The 21,137-nt window shown below is 45.3% G+C and carries 16 protein-coding genes and 1 pseudogene; 12 read left to right on the forward strand and 5 right to left on the reverse strand.

The features are described from left to right. Positions 1 to 53: 53 nt before the first annotated feature. Entirely contained in the window at positions 54 to 2,549 is a 2,496-nt protein-coding gene (locus WC882_04295) for a beta-propeller domain-containing protein (GenBank protein MFA5842856.1), read from the reverse strand. 155 nt (positions 2,550 to 2,704) lie between these two features. On the opposite strand from WC882_04295, the gene WC882_04300 reads away from it, so the two are divergent. The 5 genes from WC882_04300 to folP all read left to right on the forward strand — a co-directional run bounded on the left by WC882_04300 (position 2,705) and on the right by folP (position 12,462). Further along, on the forward strand, positions 2,705 to 3,973 hold the full coding sequence (locus WC882_04300) for a pitrilysin family protein (GenBank protein MFA5842857.1): 1,269 nt from the start codon (positions 2,705 to 2,707) through the stop codon (positions 3,971 to 3,973). 43 nt (positions 3,974 to 4,016) lie between these two features. Then, a complete protein-coding gene (ndk, locus tag WC882_04305) occupies positions 4,017 to 4,490 on the forward strand; it encodes a nucleoside-diphosphate kinase (GenBank protein ID MFA5842858.1) in 474 nt (157 codons plus the stop codon). A gap of 110 nt (positions 4,491 to 4,600) precedes the next feature. After that, on the forward strand, positions 4,601 to 10,216 hold the full coding sequence (locus WC882_04310; GenBank protein ID MFA5842859.1) for a hypothetical protein: 5,616 nt from the start codon (positions 4,601 to 4,603) through the stop codon (positions 10,214 to 10,216). Positions 10,217 to 10,225: 9 nt separating this feature from the next. Continuing rightward, complete coding sequence (locus WC882_04315; protein MFA5842860.1) at positions 10,226 to 11,296, forward strand: inorganic phosphate transporter; 1,071 nt, start codon at positions 10,226 to 10,228, stop codon at positions 11,294 to 11,296. A 338-nt stretch (positions 11,297 to 11,634) separates the two neighbouring features. Further along, positions 11,635 to 12,462, forward strand: coding sequence for a dihydropteroate synthase (gene folP / locus WC882_04320; GenBank protein MFA5842861.1), 828 nt, complete (start codon positions 11,635 to 11,637; stop codon positions 12,460 to 12,462). Here folP and WC882_04325 read toward each other — a convergent pair. Together WC882_04325 and WC882_04330 are read right to left on the reverse strand one after the other, a co-directional pair. After that, positions 12,459 to 13,295 (reverse strand): hypothetical protein, encoded by an 837-nt coding sequence (locus WC882_04325; GenBank protein MFA5842862.1) that lies wholly within the window; start codon positions 13,293 to 13,295, stop codon positions 12,459 to 12,461. The two genes, folP and WC882_04325, sit on opposite strands and share 4 nt — an antisense overlap. Before the next feature lie 28 nt (positions 13,296 to 13,323). Continuing rightward, positions 13,324 to 14,808, reverse strand: a complete 1,485-nt coding sequence (locus WC882_04330) for a hemolysin family protein (GenBank protein MFA5842863.1) — start codon at positions 14,806 to 14,808, stop codon at positions 13,324 to 13,326. Between the two features lie 160 nt (positions 14,809 to 14,968). Between WC882_04330 and queD the strand changes: the two genes are divergently transcribed. Beyond that, positions 14,969 to 15,586 (forward strand): 6-carboxytetrahydropterin synthase QueD, encoded by a 618-nt coding sequence (gene queD / locus WC882_04335; protein MFA5842864.1) that lies wholly within the window; start codon positions 14,969 to 14,971, stop codon positions 15,584 to 15,586. Between the two features lie 203 nt (positions 15,587 to 15,789). Then, positions 15,790 to 16,383: a class IV adenylate cyclase gene (locus WC882_04340; GenBank protein ID MFA5842865.1), complete on the forward strand. Its 594-nt coding sequence runs from the start codon at positions 15,790 to 15,792 to the stop codon at positions 16,381 to 16,383. A 182-nt stretch (positions 16,384 to 16,565) separates the two neighbouring features. Here WC882_04340 and WC882_04345 read toward each other — a convergent pair whose 3' ends face one another. Both WC882_04345 and WC882_04350 read right to left on the reverse strand, forming a co-directional pair. Then, positions 16,566 to 16,838, reverse strand: a complete 273-nt coding sequence (locus WC882_04345) for a hypothetical protein (GenBank protein ID MFA5842866.1) — start codon at positions 16,836 to 16,838, stop codon at positions 16,566 to 16,568. 47 nt (positions 16,839 to 16,885) lie between these two features. Further along, a pseudogene (locus WC882_04350) lies at positions 16,886 to 17,224 on the reverse strand (FKBP-type peptidyl-prolyl cis-trans isomerase). Between the two features lie 146 nt (positions 17,225 to 17,370). Here WC882_04350 and thiI point away from each other — a divergent pair. The 5 genes from thiI (at position 17,371) to WC882_04375 (ending at position 21,133) form a co-directional block, all read left to right on the forward strand. Then, positions 17,371 to 18,552 carry a tRNA uracil 4-sulfurtransferase ThiI gene (gene thiI, locus WC882_04355; GenBank protein ID MFA5842867.1) on the forward strand — a complete coding sequence of 394 codons (1,182 nt, stop codon included), beginning with the start codon at positions 17,371 to 17,373 and terminating at the stop codon, positions 18,550 to 18,552. A gap of 137 nt (positions 18,553 to 18,689) precedes the next feature. After that, positions 18,690 to 19,265, forward strand: a complete 576-nt coding sequence (thpR, locus tag WC882_04360) for an RNA 2',3'-cyclic phosphodiesterase (GenBank protein MFA5842868.1) — start codon at positions 18,690 to 18,692, stop codon at positions 19,263 to 19,265. A gap of 11 nt (positions 19,266 to 19,276) precedes the next feature. Continuing rightward, positions 19,277 to 19,807: a 2-amino-4-hydroxy-6-hydroxymethyldihydropteridine diphosphokinase gene (folK, locus tag WC882_04365; protein ID MFA5842869.1), complete on the forward strand. Its 531-nt coding sequence runs from the start codon at positions 19,277 to 19,279 to the stop codon at positions 19,805 to 19,807. Further along, positions 19,797 to 20,576 carry a hypothetical protein gene (locus WC882_04370; protein ID MFA5842870.1) on the forward strand — a complete coding sequence of 260 codons (780 nt, stop codon included), beginning with the start codon at positions 19,797 to 19,799 and terminating at the stop codon, positions 20,574 to 20,576. Before folK ends, WC882_04370 begins: the two co-directional genes overlap by 11 nt. An 11-nt stretch (positions 20,577 to 20,587) precedes the next feature. Continuing rightward, positions 20,588 to 21,133: an acyltransferase gene (locus WC882_04375; GenBank protein ID MFA5842871.1), complete on the forward strand. Its 546-nt coding sequence runs from the start codon at positions 20,588 to 20,590 to the stop codon at positions 21,131 to 21,133. Positions 21,134 to 21,137: the final 4 nt, after the last annotated feature.

Genomic DNA, 21,137 nt, shown 5'->3' on the forward strand with positions numbered 1-21,137 from the left:
TTTTTCCTTTAAAATTCTCATAAAAATTTCCCCTTCCACTTTTCTTTTTTAAATTATTCTAAAACGATTTCATTCAACTCCTCCATGGTGTTGAGGTCGTTTGCCCGGATGCCGTAATTGCTTACAGTGTAGAGATAGTTGTCCATGTAGGCGCCGCGTAAAATGTTTTTGGTTCTTGACCAATAGTCATCGCTCGTGAATTCGTTGTCTTCATAATGGGTGATGATTCCCTTAAGGGTGAATCCGGTCTCCAAATCCAGATCGTAGACGTAAAATCCTTGACTCACATAGGTGCCATACGTGTTGGCCTCTGCGTTTTCGTCTTCCACAATTGCAAGGGTGACCGGAAAGCCGAGGAGCCCGGTTGTAGCGTTGAAGAGAAGCGCTTTGTGGTTGTACAAAACCTCGCTGGTGGTGCCGCGATCTCCGATTCCAACACTATATTCTTGAATTGGGTTGGCCGGATCCGTGACATCGAAGAGAGCGATTTTCATTCCTTGATACCATGCAAAATCTAAGCCTCGTGCGGCTTCTTCCAAGGCATCGGCTTCTTCGGCATCGAGCCCGAATCCGATGATATGATTCTCGTCATACGGTTGTAGATAATCGCTGAAGCCCGGGATTTTAAGTTCGCCCATGACGGTTGGATTTGTCGGGTTGGAAAGATCAACGACAAATAGGGGGTCGACTTTTTTGAATGTCACAAGATAGCCGCGATCCCCGATGAAGCGCGTGGAATAAAGCGTTTCTCCGGGCGCAAGGCCTTCCAAGGTTCCCACAACATCCATATCTTGATCCATGACGTAGAGATTGTTGGTGGCAGGAGTGACAACGTCCCATAGGTCTCCTTTGGTTGTGGCAATGCGGAAATAATTGTCATTTTCATCCATACTGAATTGATTCAAAATCGTGCCCGGCACTTTTCCCGACGCTTCATAATTGAGTCCGCCGTCTGTGAGTGAAAAGCGATGCACGAGCGTTTTTCCATTGGACCAATCGTAATAATAATTGCTGCTGTCGTAATTGGTGGACGTGATGTAAAGATTGTCGGTGGAGGAATAGATATTTTCGCTGTTGCCCACGATGATTTCTTTATCAATTGCACTTTGCGGATCACCAAGGGGGATGCCGAGAGCAATGAGATAATTCCAATCCCGTGTTTGTGGCATGTACTTGATGTCCGTGCAACTTGCTAGGATTTGTTCTTTTCCCGAGTCTCCTGCGGTTGAGTCGTAGTAACGAGGGAGCAATTCGTCGACATTGAGGGTTTCCGGATCATACCAATAATCAAAGTCGAATTTATTCAATACTAAATACAGGGTGTTATTGATTTTTCGCGAATCGCTGTAGTCGCCGTCAAAAGAAAGTACGCGCGTGCGCACCGGGTTGGTTCGGTCCGAAATGTCGTAGGTTAAAATTGAAGTTCGGTACGTATGGTAATAAGGGAAATAATCATCGTATCCATAATCGTAGGTGTAGTCGTAATTGTATGTGGAGCCGACTACAATCAATTGATTGCCGTCCACATACATTTCCGTGGGAGAAAAATTATTATCGTCAAAAACAATGGTCGAGACTTCTTCAAGTTGGTCGGCGGGAAAAGCGTGCACAATATGAATGGAATAATTGGGGGTCCAAGTGTCGTAATCGTATGCGTTTTTTACAAAATAAAGATATTCGCCGTCGTTTTTGACAATGTCGGCTTCATCCACGCCTGTGACCTGGACATTGGTGGTGGAATAATCCGTGCTTTTGGTCCCGGAATCTGAGCTTGGAGCTTCGGTGGGGGCTTGGACAGCGGTATCGTTTGAATTCGTGTCACTTCCGGTCGCATCACTTATTTCTTCATAAATAAGGTAATTCGGTGCGTTGCTTAAAAAGAGTGATTTGAGTTCATCACACGAAGAAATCGGGCTTAAATCGCCTTCCAATTCTTCATAATTGAGAGAAACAATGTCAGTGGGTTGTTCTTCGACGCGCCAAATGACTTCCGCCATTTCGCCGCGCGCAATTTCTTTGTCGAGATCGCTGATGGAGGTTGGAATTGCGGAAAGATCGGCCAAGGGTACGACGTATTGTCGATACCAGGGATCGGTATCCGTGCTTGCGGCCGGAGTGATTTCGAGGGCATTCACGATGATTTTGCTGGCTTCGGCAAAATTGATTTCATTCGCAGGGAGGAATGTTCCGTCGGAATAACCATCCACGATGCCGAGAGTTTTTCCGTAACACACATAAGGAGCAAACCATTCGTCCGCCACATCCGAGAAACAATGCGAGCCCGTGGGATTGTCCGTGATGCTTCCGATCACGATTTTCATGAATTCCGCTCGATTGATTTTATTGAGGGATTGGAACGTGTTGTCCGGGTAGCCGCTTACAATGCCGTTGTCTTTCATCCAGGTGATGGCGTCTACGCTGGGGTCGTCGGAGGAGAGGTCCGGAAAGGGGGTGGTTGCATTGTCGGGTTCGGCGGTAGCTAATGCGGAAATTGGGCCGGAGAAAACGAGAAAAGCGCTGATGAGGGCGTAAAGGAAAGTTTTTTTCATATTTTTTGAATTTTAAAAATTAAATGTTAACAATACCGTCACTTATATTAACGTAAAGTTGTGATAAAACATTACTTTTTGTTGTGGACAGGAAGAGGTCCTTTCGTTTTGATGTGTTTTATGTTAGGAATACATGCGTCATTTAATTTTAATTTATGTATCAAAAAACAGTTTTAAAGAGTGGATTGCGCGTGCTTACCGAGGCGATCCCAAGCACCAAATCGGTCACGGTTTTGATTTTGGCACGAGCCGGGTCTCGGTGCGAAACCAAGTCGATTTCCGGGATTTCACATTTTTTGGAGCACATGTTTTTTAAGGGCGGTGAAAAATATCCGGACACCAAGGCGGTTTCCGAGGCCATTGATTCCATCGGTGGCGAATTCAATGCTTTTACGGGCAAAGAATACGTGGGTTATTACGTGAAAGTCGCGTCTGAGCATCGTGCCGTTGCGCTCGATGTGCTCGCGGATATGTTGGTGACAGCTAAGCACGACCCGCATGAGATCGACAAAGAGCGAGGGGTGATTATGGAGGAATACAATATGTATCAAGACACGCCGATTTATCAGGTGGGGTGGGATTTTGAAAAATTATTATTCGGGAATCAGCCTCTCGGATGGGATCAAATCGGGGATAAAGAAGTGATTTTGCGCGTGACGCAGGAGGATTTTAAAGCGTATCAGAAAAAGTGGTATGGCTCGGATTCAATTGTGATTTCCGTGGCCGGGGATGTGCATCATGATGAAATGGCGCAATCGATTGAGGGATTATTTCCGTTGAAGAAGCGCGAAAACGTTGAAAAATGGGTTGATTTTAAGGCTAATGAAATCGGAGAGCGAGTGATTTTGAAGGAGAAAAAAACGGAACAAGGCCATCTTATCATTGGTTTTCCGGCGTACCCGGATCGACACCCGGATCATTTTGCCGAAAAGTTGTTGTCGATTATTTTAGGCGGGAATATGAGTTCTCGAATGTTTTTGAATGTTCGCGAAGCCAAGGGATTGGCGTATTACATTCAAACTTCAACCGATGATTATATGGACACCGGGGTGCTTTCAACACGAGCCGGAGTGGATTTGAAACGGGTCGACATGGCGGTGCCTGCGATTCTGGAGCAATACCGGTTGGTACGTGATAAAGGTGTGCCTGAGACGGAATTGCAAAAAGCTAAGGATTATATGAAGGGCCGCATGGTGCTTTCCCTTGAAGATTCCGAGGAAGTCGCGCATTTGTATGCCAAATATGAGGTTTTGCATGGTGAGGTTTTGACTCCAGAGGAAATCATGAAGGCCGTGGATCGGGTGACAACGGAGGATGTGAATCGTGTGGCTAAGGATTTATTTCAAGAAGATCGGGTTTATTTGGCCGGAATAGGGCCTTGGGAAAACCCGGAGCGATTTAAAAAGTTGTTGAAATCCGCTTAAAACGTTAAAATCGTTGCGGCTTAATTCTTTAAAAAAATAATTTATGGCCATGGAACGCACACTCATTTTAATCAAACCGGACGCGATTCAACGCGGATTGATCGGGGAAATTGTGGGGCGATTTGAACGCAAAGGGCTCAAAATCATCGGATTGAAAATGATGTCCTTGAATGAGGCGATTTTACGAGAACATTATGCGCATTTGGCGGATAAGGCGTTTTATCCGAGTTTGGAAAAATTCATGATGGGCTCTCCCACGATTGCGGTGTGTATTGAAGGAGTGGAAGTGGTGAATGCGGTTCGATTGTTGTGCGGGATCACTAAGGCGCGTGCCGCGGAAGCGGGTTCGATTCGCGGAGATCTGGCCATGAGCCAAGCGTGTAATGTGGTGCATGCCTCGGATTCTTCTGAAAATGCTATAAAAGAAGTGAGCCGTTTCTTTAAAGAAAATGAACTCTACGATTATCAAAAAACCGAATACGAACACGTTTACAATGAGGAGGAATTAGCCGTTTAGGTGAGTCGATGGCAAAGTTTTTTGTAATCGTCAATCGAACTTTATGATAAAAGCGTGATTTTGAGATGATTTAGTGGTATAATAATTAGATTAAAAATAAAAACAAAACCTTGATGTCGCGCTTTACGATTTATTTTCTCAAAATTTTAAAAATCGGGTTTCCGCTTATCATAGGCGTTTTTTGTGTTTTTTCCGGTTCGATTTTGGCTCATGCCGCCACTACCCGAACTTGGGATGGAGGAGGGAGCGGAAACAACTGGAGCACTAAGGAAAATTGGTCCGGAGATACGGTCCCTACTGTGGACGATTGGGTTGTTTTTGATGGAAGTTCTTCCACCAAATCTTCTACGATTGATTCTTCTTTTGCCGGGTCTATGGCCGGGATTACAATCCATTCCACTTATACCGGGACCCTTACTCAAAGTCGTACCTTGACCATTGGGTCGGCGGGTTTCGTGCAGGCCGGAGGAACGTTCAATGGAGGATCTTATAACATCACTTTGAATGGAGATTTTACTTTTTCCGGCGGGACGTTTAAGGCGCCTTCAAAAATCGTTTATATCAATGGAAATTTTACGCATACCGCAGGCGGGACTTTTACTCATAACAGCGGTACCGTTACTTTTAGCGCCACCTCCGGATCAAAGGTCTTTGATTTTAATACCTCTGATACTTTTTATCATTTTACCGTGAATGCGCCGGGAGGAGAGATGTCGATCGCCGACGGGGATTCGCTGATTGTGGCTGGGACATTGACGTTTGTTGATGGAGTCGTAAATGGAGCTTATTTGGAAGCGCAGGGATCCACCACTACGGTTGGAGCCGGATTTGACGGAGGGAATGCCACGCTTAAATTTAGTGGATCGAGAACGAATCAATCGTTTTCTTTGTCCGGGGCCGAAGACAAATACAACGGATCGATTATGGTGAATAAATCCAGCGGTACGGTGACGCTTTTTTCCGGGCTCACTCTTGAGCCGGGTTCCAGTTTCTATATGACGGCCGGAACGTTTTTTCCTTCGACGTATAATTTTACGATGCCGGCGGGCGGGACGTTTTATCAACAAGGTGGTACATTCAACGGGGGAAGCGGGACATGGGATATCGATGCGGATTTAACAATCACCGCCGGGGCGTTTAAAGCCACTGCCGGGACATTGTTTTTTAGCGGGACATGGAATCATTCGGTTGTTACCGGAGGGTTTAATTCCAATGGCGGGACCTTTGTTTTTGACGCGTTCAGTGACACCGCAAGTTCTAAAACTTGGGAGATTTATTCTTCCGAAGGGTTTTATAATCTTACGATCCATTCACCCAACGTGGAATTGAATTTGGGAGCGGGGGATTATATTAATGTTTCCAATCAGTTGATTTTGATGGATGGGGCGGTGAACAATGGATATTTTCAAGTGATTGCACCGTTGGTGCAAGTTGGCCCCGATTATGACGGAGGAAATACGATTTTAAAATTTAACGGGACCAATGCTCAAGTGTTTGATCTGACCGGAGCCGAAGATCGATGGGACGGATCGGTTTATAGTATTAAAACCGGAGGAACGATCACATTGGCTTCGGATTTGGTTCTTCAAGCCGGAGCCGCTTTTAATATGTATTACGAGGGGGGTGCGTTTGATTGCGGAACGCATAATTTCACTTTGCCTGCTGGAGGTGCTTTTACTCTTTCGGCCGGGTCTTTTAATGGTGGAAGCGGGACCTTGGATATCGATACGCTGATGACGATTTCCGGGACCGGACAATTCATGTCAACGTCCGGAAATTTTTATGTTGGAAATAATTTTAATCATTCCGGTGGTACGTTCAACGCCAATCATGGCACCGTGATTTTTGATGGGGATATTTTGGATCGAACATTTAATTCGTTGGAATCGGATTCGTTTTATAATTTTACGATTCAAACCGGGACGATTTCTTTGAATGGAGAGTCCTTGATGGTGACGGGTATTTTTAACAATAATGGAGCGCTTCGATTGAGAGGAGATGAAATTTTGTCTTTGGTTTCGGATTCGGATTCCGGGGTTATTGAATTGGTCGGAGATGCGGATGCGGCTGAAGATCTAATTGTGATCCCGTCGATTTTTGGATCGGTTTATAATCTTATGTTTAATCCCGCGGATGGAGTCATGGATACGTTTGTTTTGAGCGCTCCCTTGGAGGTGAATGGGGATTTGACGATTGCCTCCGGGACTTTGGATGTGAGTGAAAATTCATTTGGAGTGATTGTGGCCGGGAATTGGATGAATTATGGAGCGTTTTTGGCGCGTAATGGGACGGTGACGTTTGATGATGCGGGGAGAATGTCGACGATTTTTGGGTCGCATAATTTTTATAATTTGAATGTAACCACTCCCGGGAAAGCGGTTTATTTTCCGGCGGGCGGCATGCAAACGATTTTAGGAACCATGACCCTGGCCGGATTGGCGGATCAAAAAGTGATGTTGCGGAGTACGGAGCCGGGTGTGTATTGGGGTTTGAATGTTGTAAATTCTTTGGTGGCCAATGTGGATGTTTCGGATTCGGATGCGTCGTTCGGGCCTTGGATTGATGCCGGGGCCACGTCGATTTTCATGGATCATAATGTCAATTGGTATGCCAATGATCCTCCGGTTGTTTCCGGGATTTCCGCCGCTCAATTGCAGGATGGAACCGGAATTGTGACGGTTTCTTTTGTTGTGGATGATTCGGATTTAAACGATACGGTTCAAGCGTTGGTGGAATACAATGTGGGTGCGGGTTGGCAAAAAGCCACGCTTTCGGAGGAGGCTTCGACGATTTTTGCGACGCATGGTTTGCCGGCTATTGATAATGACAATGTGTGGCCGGTTGGAAATGATTCCGGGTTTATAGTGACTTCTTCCGGCGAAAATACGATTTCGGTCCAATGGCTTTCCTCTGCGGATGTGCCGATGGCGGATGTTTCCGGTGCGCAAGTGCGAATCGTGTTGTTTGACGGATTGGAAACGAGCGAAATTGTGTCTTCACCCGAGTTTGCCTTGGATCATGGGGTGCCGACCGGACTTGCGGATTTTGTGTCTCTCGGAACCACGTCTTCTTCGATTCAAATGGGATGGACACCGGTGGCGGATTCTCATTTTGATCATTATGAAATTTGGGTGGGACCAATATTGGAAGAAGTGGAAAATCAATCCGGGAGTGCTTTAAAATGGGATTCTTTTCATGATGCGAATTTGACGACGATTTCCACCTCAACCACAACGATCATCGGGCTTTTGGAAAATACGACTTATTATTTGAAAATTTTTGCACGGGATGCGTATGGGAATAAAACAAGTTTGCCCGTGATTTCCGTGAATACTAATGCGCGACCGCGTGCGATTTCGTTTGCCGCGTTGCCGGTTATGGATGGGGGCGGAGAGGTTGTTCTTTCTTTTACGGTTCAGGATTTGGATGGCGATGATGCACTTCAAGCGTTGGTGGAATATGAAGTGGGGGCGGGGTGGCAAAAAGCCACATTGTCCGAGGATCCAAGTGATGTGACTGCAACGCAGGGTTTTCCGAAAATTGAAAACGATAATGCTTATCCCATTGGAAATTCGGACGGATGGATTATGACTTCTTCGGGGGATAATGCCGTGACTGTGGTGTGGCTTTCCAAAACCGATGTTTCGACCGCGGACCTTGCAACCGCGCAATTTCGAATTACGTTTTATGATGGAATTGAAGCCGGAGATGCCACGCTTTTAACGGATGTGGTTTTGGACAATGCGGCGCCTTTGCCTGTTGCGGATTTTTCAACACTTTCGACCACGTCCACGACCGCTCAATTGGCATGGACCGCGACTGCGGATTCTCATTTTGATCATTATGAAGTGTGGGTGGGAACGGATGCGGTTGAGGTGGAAAGTCGGTCCGGATCTGCGATGGAATGGGATGCGGAGGATGACGTGAATTTAAATACAATAACCACGAATTCAACGTCACTCATCGGATTACTGGAAAATACAATGTATTCGGTTCAACTTTTTGCCATGGATGCGTATCATAATGAAACCGCGTCTTCCTTGGTGTCTTTTTCAACCAATGCCACGCCTACGGTTTCGGAGGTGACGGCAACGCCGCTCAGTCATGAAAACGGATTGGTTTCAGTTCAATTCACTTTTAATGATTTAAACGGTCAGGACGGACAAGCGCTGGTGGAATACACAACGGGCGGAGAGTGGCAAAAAGCGACTTTATCCGAATATTTATCGGCCACGACAGCGACATTTGGAATACCGGATGTTGAAAATGACAACGCGTATCAACTTGGCAATTCCGATGGATTTATTCAAACGTTCGAAGGCGCCAATACGATAACGATTTTGTGGGATTCTTTTGCGGATGAAGAAAATTTGGATTCCGATCATGTTCAAATTCGCGTGACGCCTTATGATGGAATTGAAACCGGAGAGACGGTTGTCACGGATGAATTTGTGATGGATTATTCGGGGCCTGTTGGGATGGCGGATTTTGTTTTAACAATATCGGAGGCGCAGTTTATGGGGACGTGGACGCCGGTTTCAAGTGAATCGCATTTTTCGCATTATGAAATGTGGGTGGGTTTGTCCGCGGAAGAAGTTTTAGCCCGAGCCGGGAGCGCGATGGAATGGGATGAAAATGATGACGTGACCATGAGTGTGATGGGTTCGGGGAGTACGATTGTTGTGGGGGTGGAACCGATTGCCGGGAATACGTATTATGCGGGGTTGTGGGCGGTTGATATTTATGGAAATGAAAGTGCCCCGTTGACATCGACATTGAGTATTCCTTTGCCTACGGTTCCGGTTGAGGATGAAGAAGAGACTCCGGTTGAAGAAGAAGAAGAAGAGGCTCCGGTTGAGGATGAGGAAGAAGCTCCGGTCGAAGAAGAAGAAGAGGCTCCGGTTGAGGATGAAGAAGAGGCTCCGGTCGAAGAAGAAGAAGAGGCTCCGGTTGAGGAAGAAGAAGAAGCTCCGGTCGAGGATGAAGAAGAAGCTCCGGTCGAGGATGAAGAAGAAGCTCCGGTTGTAGAAGAAACGCCGTTTGTTGTGGTTCATTCCTCCGGTGGGGGTGGAGGAAGCTCGGGTTGGTCTCATGTTGGAAGTTCGGTTTCTCAAGAAGTTACTGATGAAGCTATTTATGGGGCTGCGGACGAAGTGGCAAGCGATGAAGTGGTAAGCGATGAAGTGGTAAGCGATGAAGTGGTAAGCGATGAAGCGGTAAGCGATGAACCGGTGAGCGATGAAGTGGCAAGCGATGAACCGGTGAGCGATGAAGTGGCAAGCGATGAAGTGGTGAGCGATGAAGTCTTCGAGGGCGTATCTTTGGAAGTACCTTCTATTGATACCTCGGAGATTTCGGCTCCCGAAGCCATTGTAACGGTCGATGCTTTTGCTCAAACCGGTTTATCGGCTGATCCTGTTTCAAACGTTACGTTTATTCAGTCTTTATTTGTTCCCGCCGGATTTTCTTTAAGAACTCAAGTCGCTCAACTTTCTTTCCGTTTTTTGGTGGATAGCGCACTCCAAAATATTGATACGTACGCGAAAGCGATGGCGATGATGGTGAATCAAGCTTCTTTACATTCGGGTGCCGAGTTTTCCGTGCAACAACCGTCCGTGAATGCTTCGGGGCATGTGGCGTACACCCCCAATGATGTTTCTTCTCGTAAAATATTCGGGGTGGAAAGAGAAATGCTGCTCAAGGTATTATGTCGGGCTCGAAAGTAATTTTTATTTATGACTCAAGAAATTTTTCTTTTGCTTTCCGGTTTATACTTGGCGTGGAGTCTTGGGGCGAATGACGTGAGCAATGTGGTGAGCACGGCCGTGGGATCCAAAACGATTTCGGTTCATCGTGCGGTTTTGTTTTTTGTGCTGTTTTCCTTGATCGGACTTTTATTTTTATCCGGGCCCGTGGTGCGAACCGTGAGTTCCGGGATTGTGCCGGCGGAATTGATGACAATCCCGCATGCCATTATTGTTTTATTCACCGCTGCGGCATGGATTCATTTTGCAACATGGAGGAAGTGGTCGGTGTCCGCGAGTGAATCCATTATTAGTGGGGTGATGGGAGTGGGGCTCGCGGAAGGATTGAAAACCGGAATGGATTTGGTTCATTGGCCTATGGTTTTAAAAATGGTTGGGGTGTGGTTTTTTTCTCCATTTATCGGGTTTTTGGTTGGATGGATTTTATTTAAAATTTTTCATGGGTTTGTGCGACATCGACATCTTTATTTCAGTGATGCTTTTAAAGATTTTTGTAAACGTCCTTTTTGTGCGTTTTGTGATTGGTTTTCCGGCAATATGGCGAGACGAGAGCGATTTTTTAAGGGAATTTTATTGTTGTCCATGGGGTATATGGCGCTTGCGTTTGGGGCCAGTACGTTGGCGACCACGGCCGGGGTGTTGCATTCCGGGGTGATGGCCGATGGGGGAATTTTGAGTTTTGATTGGGATGAAAACACCATTTTTGTTTTAATGAAGGTCTCTGTTATTTTTGTCATGGTGGTTGGAGTTTTGACGTATGGGAAAGGTTTGATTGATCTTTTGGGAAGTCATTTATTGAAGTTGAATCCTTTGCGGGGGGCGGTGATTCAAACGGCTGCGGCGACTGTGATTATGGGGGCCGCTTTAATGGGCTATCCGGTGTCTTCGACCGGGATTTTTATCGGGGCTTTTTTGGGTGTGAATCGAGGAGATGATCATTCGCATTTAAAAAGTCATGCGGCCGCGCATTTAAAAATGGCGTTTTTGGTTACGATTCCCGTGACTGCGGTGGTGGCGGGATTGCTGACGTGGGCTTGGTAGTATCAATATAAAGGGCGACGTAAAGCTTTTTTCGGATATGCCCATCCACGCACGAAGCAAAGCGAAGTGCGCTTTCCCTCGAATTCCGTATTTTTTCTAATCAAAATGTCTCTTAAATGCTCCATTTTCAGTTGTATGATGAATCTTCAACACTTTGCTGATTTCAACTATTTCTCAGGCGCACTCCATTTTATTCCGTGCGTACGCTAACATGTACGCGCTTCACGACAAATGGGGGATCATGATCCCCAATTTGGATGGGAAAATATCCTCAAAAATCCTCGCGCCTCTCTTTATATTTCTTGGATTTGGAATTAGTATAGGGTATCGTTTAAAGGATGAAAATTGCCTTACCAATGCCATGTTTGATGGGGGTTCTCAATGTGACCCCGGATTCGTTTTCGGATGGTGGGGATTTTTTGAGTGTTGAAAAAGCGATCGAACGGGGGTTGGAGATGATGAGTCAAGGGGCTGCGATTCTTGATATTGGCGGGGAGTCGACCGGGCCCGAGTCTCAAGAGGTTTCGCTGGAGGAGGAGTTGAAACGCGTGATTCCCGTGATTCGGGGTTTGCGAGAAAAGAATCCTGAAATAATGATTTCCATTGATACGTGGAAGGCGGAGGTGGCGCAACAGGCGTTGGAGGCCGGGGCGACGATGGTGAATGACGTGACTGCGCTGCGTGGAGATCTTGAGATGGCGAAAGTGGTGGCCAAGGCGAATGTGCCGGTGATTTTGATGTATTCCAAGGATGCGACGGCACGCACAACGTCAAAAGCGGTGGATTATGAGGATGTCATTCAAACGATTCGGGATTTTTTGGCAGCGCGAGTGACGGTGGCGGAGGCGACGGGAATTCGACGTGAAAATATCTGGATTGATCCGGGCATGGGTGCTTTTGTGAGCAAAAAAGGGTGCTACAGTTTGGAGATTTTGCGACGGCTCGAGGAATTAAAAACGCTGGGATTGCCGATCGTGGTGGGTGCGTCTCGCAAGGGCTTTATTGGGGAATTTTGCGGAGGGAATGGGCCCAAGGATCGATTGGAAGGTTCGTTGGCTGCGGCCACAATCGCACTGTTAAATGGCGCATCCGTGATCCGGGCGCATGACGTGAAGGAGCATGCAAGGGTGTTGAAGTTGGTGGGGGCCGGTTTATGAATATACTAGCGAGTAGCTGAAGCGTCCCAATTGTTCCATATACTAGTTGTTGGATCTAATTCTCTTTCCAGTACGTCTTTCGTGTCTTTATAAAAATTGTCCTGTATTTGTTGAGATAGGGCGTTTATGGCTTCAAGCACTTGCATTGCGGAAGCCCTTTCTTTTAAGTCCTTAAAATCAATGCCGTTTGATCCGTCTTTTACCTCGGTACAACCAATATCTTCATTTCTTTGTATTGCTTCAAGAATTTTAGTGAGTTTGTAATTTTCATCTTCGATTCTTTTAAAAGCTCTGGTCCGAACGAGCGGGGTTGCTTTTGGATTTTCAAATAATTCTTTAAAGTAAGTATTGTCTTTTTCTAAAACCCATTCCCTATCTCTTGAAAGGGTTATTGCGTCGGCGGCAACATTACCCGCGTTTGTAGTCAAATGAGCGTCGATGATCATTCGAAGCGCTCCTTGATCCTTTCCTAATACCCCTAACATTAGGAATATTTCATCCTCAATGCGGTTTTCAATTTGAGCCGCTTTATTATTGTCTTGATCGTCCGGGTCGAGAATAAGGTGCTCTTGCAATTCACTTGTTCTACGTTCGATGTATTCCGTTAATGATGGCTGATCTTGGAGAATCTCCAATGCTTCCTTTGGTGTAAAATCCTTTTCCTGTATTGCTTCCGTTGCTCTTGATATCGTATTTTCTGAAACGGTGGCTAATTCGGGGTTAATCGTTTCGATTGTAGGAGTGGTTTCTGTCGGATGAGTTGGTTGTTTGTCGCACGCCGGCGTTGCCACGGTAAAAGCTGTAGCAATAAAAAGATCTCTGGCTAATGTGTTCAAATGCATATTTGAGAGTTAAATTATGTTGAGGGAGTTATTTAATCACTAAGTGTGATTTTTGTCAATAGGTTCAGGTTTTTCATTGTTCAATTTTAAATTCACCTACGATGGCTTCAAGTATGTCATGAAAACTGATCACCCCCAAAATTTGATGGGTTGTTTCTTCGGTAACAATCGCGATGCTGACCGATGATTTTTTGAGTCGATTGATGGCGACTAAAGAAGGGATGTTCGCGTGCACGTTCATGACCGGTTGAATGAGGGACTCCAAGTCTATTTTTTTAAATCCGCGGGTCAGCAGTTGCGTTAAAATATCATTGGTTTCAATCGCGCCGATAAGATGGTCAATGCTTCCTTTGTATACCGGGAAAATGGATCGTTCGCTTTTACCGATTTTATTTTTGATCGTGGAAATCGAGTCATTGATGTTCAGCCAATCCACTTCCGTGTTGGGGGTCATGAAGTCTTTTATGGGACGGTTTCCCAAATGAAAGACGTTTTCCACCATTTTTTGTTCCGCTTTTTCAAAGACTCCGCTTTCCGTTCCCTCGGCAATCAGGAGTTTTATTTCTTCTTCGGTCACCATGTGTTCGGAGGCGGGTTTGATCCCAAGAAGCTGGAGTAGTTTTAGGGTGGAAGCGCTTAATAATTTCACCAAAGGAGACGTTATTTTCATGAGCGTTGTGATGGGGCCTGCCACTTTTAAAGATAATTTTTCCGCATTGGATAGGGCGATTTGTTTGGGGACCAATTCTCCGATGATGAGAGAAATATAAGTAAGGATGATCACCACCAAGGCCACACTGATCGCTTCGCTGTAGGCGGCGATGAAGGGATATTTTGATAACGCTTTTCCTATGTGTTCCGCCACGGTTGCGCCTCCAAAGGCGCCGGCAAAAATTCCGATGACCGTAATTGCAATTTGAATGGTGGAAAGCATCTCCGGTGTTTTGCGTATCAGGAGTAATGTTTGTTTTGCTTTTTTATTTCCTTGTTGGGCCAAGTATTTGAGGTGGCTTTTTTTAACGCTTAATAAAGCGATTTCCGCTAAAGCAAAATAGCCGTTTAAAACGATCAGGCCGAGGATTATTAAAATTTCAATGAGGATCATAGTTGGGTTCAATCATATCAGTGTAATGGCATATATAAATACAATTATTTTTTCCTCCGGCATGTAAAGTATAACTTTTTTAAATCCATCGGAGGTATTGTCGTCCAGTATTATATAATAAATCGGAGATTTTTCCGTGGCAGTGAAGGTTTTTGTGTAGGACTCAATGGTTACATTTTCCGATTGAGCGTAGTCCTCTTCATTGGCGAAGAATTTTTTGTATATTTCATCATCTTTCGAAACATTATATATCTCTAAAAGGCCATCAATGTAGTGGGTCGTTTTATTTGTTGAATATTCGTTTAAATTAACTCCAAAAGAGTTTTCAAAGAAATGGTTTTTATTAAATTTTGAACAACCGGAGAAAAGAAGGATGGTTATTAAAATGCAGGCAATGTTGGTTTTCATGTTCGTTGGGTTATTTTTCAATTGCTTTCTGTAAATTTCACTGATTAGGATTGTACACCCAGCGGTACACCCATGTGACCAATCTGAGTTTGAAGGCGATTAAAAGTCCGTTGTAGATTGAGTGATTGAGGTTTTTGAAGGAATCCGGTATTTTTGGTGCATGCAAATCACAAAAATTTTTACGTTCGATGCGGCGCATGCGCTCACGCATTATTATGGCAAGTGCGAGCGGTTTCACGGGCACACGTACACCCTGCATGTGACCGTCGAAGGCCCGATTCAAAAAAATGGCATGGTCGTGGATTTTCATCTGTTAAAACGCGTGGTTGAAAAACACGTGATCGATAAAGTGGATCACCAAAACTTGAATGATATTCTCATCAATCCTTCAACAGAAATGGTGGTGCGATGGATGTGGAATCAGCTCAAGGATTTGCCGAAATTGTTGCAAAAAGAGCTTAAAGATCCGGCTTTGGCCGAGGATCTAAAGCGTTACTTGATGAGTGAAAAAAAGTTTAAACCCGAAGCGGGGGCGACAATGAAAGTGAAATTATTTGAGCTGAAGTTGTTTGAGACGGCCACGAGTTTTGTGACGTATTGGGGAGAAAAATGATCAATCCAGGCACACTTCATTGGATTCATTGAATTCGCCATTTTCATCGATCCAGATATAACAACCCAAGTTAGAGTCTCTGCAGGTTCCTTTGCCTGTTGTTTTGGTGGGATCCTCCAAAGAACAACTTCCTGTTCCGCAATCGGTTTTTTTATCACAAGGTAGTCCTGCAAAACCCGATGGAGTGTAACAAAAATGATCTCCACGTGAGTTTTCTCGTATTTCGTCCCCGGGTTTGCACAAGTTAAAAAAAGCCAATGAATTAGAAAAGTAGACTACGAGAAATGTGGTCGCTAGGATCATGATTCCCATGATGAAGAGGAGTATGAGCTTATTTTTTTTCATTTTATAACATTTAAGTATAATCTATGTCTGTTGAGGATATAGTATCATGATTTTTTATGGCTGAAATTGAAATTAAAATTCTTGGAATCGATGTCGAAAAGGTGTCTGAGCGCCTCGCTTCGCTCGGCGCCCGCCCTCTTTTTTCCGGCATTGTGCGCTGTCGCCATTTTGACCTTCCCGGGGAGACATTGCGCAAGTCGCATTGCCTTTTTCGCTTGAGACGTTGGGAAGCGGAGCCGGGTTTTTCGAATAAATTTGAGATTTGCTACAAAGGTCCCAAACAAATTATTGACGGGTGCAAAGTGCGTGAGGAAATCGAGACTACGGTTGCGGATGCGGATCAATTTGAAACCATGATGATGAAATTGGGCTATCACGTCACCCTCAACAATGATAAGCGTCGTCGTTCGTATGAATTGAATGGTGCACATTTTGATCTCGATGAGTATCCGACCGCTCCGGCGTATATGGAAATTGAGGCTCCGGATCGCGAGGGCATCGATCGTGCGGTAAAAGCCGTGGGACTTGAGCAATATGAACAAAGCACCGAGACGGCGAATGAACTCTTTGCGCGATTATGGCCGGAAATTGATTTTGATCATTTGAAATTGCCCTAAGAAAGACAATCGGGAAGGAAGAATTTTTGTTCACATGGGAGTCGGACACTCGGATACATGATCCTTGTGTCCTCTTCCTTAAAAATGTTCACAAAAATTTTCCTTTCCCTCTTGTCTCAAAATATCCTCAAAAATCTCCGCGTCATCCTTTTTATAGATATTATTTTGATTGCAAATTGGCATTATTTTTTTCGTGTCTGGTGTCTGAGCCACCCTTTTTTGAAAAGGGGAACCGTCAATGTGGATAAAACAAATGCAATCGATGGAACTAAGGCGTTCATAAATGGATTTGGGAGTTTTGCCACAAAGAAAAACAGGACCACGACACAATACGTGAGGACCAAAATAATGAGTTTGCGGGTCCGGCTCGTTTCCCATGCTTTATCGGCTTCGACCCGTTTGTTTCGAGTTTTAATTTCGTCGATTTCTTTTTTGAGTTCCTCGAGGGTGGTCATAAAAATGCGGGGAGAGGGGAAGCGCACTTCGCTGCGCTTCGTGCGTGTTAAAGTATTTCCAACACCTCCACCTCAAAAATCAATGTGGCGCTGCCGGGAATCACTCCGGGGATTCCATTTTCGCCATACGCAAGATCGAAGGGGATTACGAGTTCGCGTTTGCCGCCCACGCGCATGCCTTGGACTCCTTCATCCCAGCCTGCGATGACTTGGCCTTCCCCGAGGTCGAAAGTGAAGGGCGTGCCGCGTTCAACAGAGCTGTCAAAAACCGTTCCGTCTTCGAGTTTTCCGGTGTAGTGCATACTTAAAGTGTTGCCAACTTTGACTTCTTCTCCTTCTCCCACCAAGAGGTCTTTGTATTGGAGTCCGGAATCGGTGGTTGTGTAATCGCTGTTGTTGGAGCTGTTACAACCGGCGAATAAACCTGTTAAAAGAGCCATAATGCTTGCGGTTAAAATAAAAAGATTTATTTTTTTCATAGGAGGTGTGTTAGATTCTCAACGCGCCCTATCATAGTAGAAAATTATTATTTATGCCACTGTTTGTTGTTCATTATCATGAAATCGCACTTAAAGGAGGAAATCGGTCGTTTTTTGAGTCGGTTTTAAATAAAAATCTTAAGCGAGCGTTTGCGGAATTTAAGGATCTTAAAATTGAACAAAAACGGGACCATTTTCGAGTGCTTTCGACGCATGAAGAGGATGAGGCGGCGATTGTGGCGCGATTGAAAGAAGTGTTTGGCGTGGCGTGTTTTTCCAAGGTGGAACGAGAAGTTACGGATTTTGATGCCGTGACAAAACACGGAATTGAATTGATTCAAAAAGAACTGGATGCGCGAGGATTAAAAGAAGGTGAAAAAGCCACGTTTCGTGTGAATGTGATTCGGCGAAATAAAGAATATCCCATGACGTCGTTGGATTTAGAGAGGGAGATTTCTTCGAGGATTTTGCCTGCGTTTACTTGCTTGAAAGTGAAATTGGAAAAGCCGGAGCTTGCGTTGTATGTGGATTGGGGCGAAAAAGAAACGCTTTTATATTTGAATAAAATTCCGGGGTTGGGCGGTTTGCCGGTGGGGACAAGCGGGAAGTTGGTGTCCTTGATTTCGTCCGGATTTGATTCCCCGGTGGCGAGTTTTTGCATGATGGGACGCGGGGCGAAAATTATTTTTGTTCATTTCCACAGTTATCCTGCGGTGGGCCCGCAGTCCATTGAGAATGTGGAGGCTTTGATAAAACGATTAAATCGGTTTCAGTTTGAGGCCAAGTTGTACCTCATTCCGTTGATTGAATATCAGAAAAAAGTGGTGGCGGATGCGCCGGCCCCACTCCGTGTTTTGTTGTACCGTCGCATGATGGTGCGAATGGCGGAAAAAGTGATGTTTTACGAAGGGGCAAAAGGCCTGATCACCGGAGAAAGTGTGGGGCAGGTGGCGTCGCAAACGCTCGATAATTTGATTGTGACCGATGCGGTGGCGAGTCGCCCGATTTATCGACCGCTCATTGGGATGAATAAGGATGAAATCATTCGCAAAGCCGAGAAAATCGGGACTGCGGAAATTTCCAGTCAGCCGTACGAAGATTGTTGTTCGTTGTATGTGCCCAAGGCGCCTGCGCTTTCCGCGAAATTGCCGGAGGTGGAGGCGGTTGAGGCGGGTTTGGACGTGGAACGGTATGCCGAGGAGTTGTGGGGGAAGAAAGAAATCAGAAAATTTTAAATTTTAGATTGGCGGATTTTTCCATTAGAGGGTATTTTCTAGGCGGTTTTTTAAATTGCTATTACAATTAGGAAATGAATAAAAAGGAGAAAAAGGATGTGAAATACGGGGAGGGGGAGCGCATTTCGCTGCGCTCCATGCGTAGACTTTTTTTTGCCATACGCATGCCACAGGAGGCACTGCCTGTACTTGAGTTGGCTCAAGACCATCTTCCCAAACAAGGCGCGCGATTTTCGTTGACGCATGAATTTCATCTCACTTTCAAATTTTTAGGAGAAGTGGAGGCGTTAACCGAAATGCAGGTGCGGATCGCGGCGCGCAATGTGGCCAAAGCGCTTACTTTTACGCCACAGGATTTGGAATTGAGTTTTGTGAAGCCGGAAATTTTTTATAATAAAAATAATGATCCAACCGTTGTCTCGGTGGGTGTACGGATGAGTGCGGCGCTTTATCAGTTTCATTATGAGCTGGAGGCGGCCTTGGATCCGTTTGGTTTTCGGATTGAAAAACATCGATTTAAACCGCATATTACGTTGGCGCACATTCATGAAATCGATGAGCCGGTGCGCAAGGAAGTGGTTTATATGTTGCGACAGGTTCATGTGAAATCCGCTTTATTTTCAGTCAAGGAATTTGAGCTTATTCAAAGTGATTTGGAATATGGCAAGGCGTCTCATTATGAAATTTTGGAAACGTTTCCTTTTAAGTTTTAATGGAGTGCGTTATGCCACATATTTTTTTGAGTTTGGGATCCAATCTTGGTGATCGCGAAAAAGCGATGAATCGTGCGCAAAGCTTGTTGGAGGGTTTTAACGTTCGGTTTTTGAAAATGTCGCCGTTGTACGAAACCGAACCGGTTTGTCCGGTGAAAGAGGATTGTGAACAGCCTTGGTTTTTGAATGCCGTGGCCGAAGTGGAAACCGATCATGCTCCGGTGCCTTTTTTATTGTTGTGTCGAGAAGTGGAATCGCGGTTGGGGCGTGACACCAAAGATTATGAAGGAGAAGATTCTTTGCTTCGCCGTTATTTTCCTCGACCGATGGACATTGATGTTTTGATGTATGACGATTTGATTAAGGAATCAAAATTATTGATTCTTCCCCATCCGCGGTTTCATTTGCGTCGCTATGTGCTTCAACCTTTTTGTGATATCGCTCCCGATATAGTGCATCCTGTTGAGAAAAAAACCATTGCGCAACTTTTGAAAAACGTTAAAGATGATGCGTGCGTAAAGAAATTTTCCCATGGATCTTAAATTGCTCGCTTCTTTGACTTCGGTGTTGCGCAGAACTTTGTTGACCATGATTGATTCAACGGGTTTTGGGTTTGTGAGCCCGAGTGTGGCGTATTTGGATGTGCTGACCGCGTTGTATTTTGGGGAAGATCATGGAAGACCTGTGTTGCAATATGATTCGACCAAGCCTCAATGGGAGGGGAGAGATGCGGTTGTGCTTTCAAGTGAAGAAGCCATGCCTGCGTGGTTTGTTTGTTTGAGACAGGCCGGGTTTCGTGTGGGAGAAAAATTGAACGAGCCGTTGACTGTGAAAATTCCGGGAGTGGATGCGCCGATCGGGTCGTCCGGGCAAGGGTTGGCGATCGGCGTGGGTATGGCTCAAGCATTTTTGTCGGATAAAAAAACGAATCGAGTTTTTTTAATTGTTGGGGATACGGATATTTATCATGGAGAATTTTGGGAGGCGGCCATGAGAGCCGGGTATGAGCGGTTGGAACGGTTGATTGTGATTTGCGCTCATACCGGAGATGCAAAAATCCAACCGTTGGAGGCTAAGTTTGAGGCGTGTCGTTTTAAAGTGATTAAAATTATGGACGGGCATGAGGGAGCTCAACTTGTGGATGCGATTGCGCGCGCCAAGGAAACGTCGAGGCAGCCTACTGTGATTTTGGCGCCGGTGATTTTAGGAAAAGGGATCCCGTTTGCCGAAGGAAAAGACTTGTATCGTCGCGCCGCTTTTTCAAAAGAAGAGATGGCGACAGCGCTGGGGCAATCCATGAAATCTTATTAAAATTATTTTTTATGAAAAAGAAATTGGCGCAAATTTTAAGTGCATTATTCGTTGCATATTATCGAATTCGTTATGTTGGGCGAGTTCATTTCGGCAAAGGCGTGATTATGAATCATCGATTTGCAATTCATGGTTGCGGGAAGCTTTTTATCGGGGATTATTGTAATCTTTGGGCGCATGAGGAGCCCAATGTTTTTCGTTTTTATGGAGAAAATGCGCGGATTAAAATCGGAGCTAATACTCGACTGAACGGACTCACGTGCCATTGTGCTGAGTCGATTGAAATCGGTGAAAATGGTTTGGTGGGGAGTGCGACCTTGATGGATACGGATTTTCATTCCTTTACGGACCCGAATCATATTCTTTGCGGGAATGTGAAAAATAAGCCGATTAAAATTGGAAACGGAGTATGGTTGTGCGGACAATCTGCGATTTTGAAAGGAGTGCACATTGAAGACGGAAGCGTGGTGGGTTTCCGGGCCGTGGTGGTGAAAAGTTTTTCGGGATGTGTGGTTCTTGTCGGGAATCCGGCGCAAGTTGTAAAAAGTAAACCTTAATTTA

Source organism: Candidatus Gracilibacteria bacterium (genome assembly GCA_041658685.1).
Classification (GTDB): domain Bacteria; phylum Patescibacteriota; class Gracilibacteria; order UBA1369; family UBA12473; genus JBAZZS01.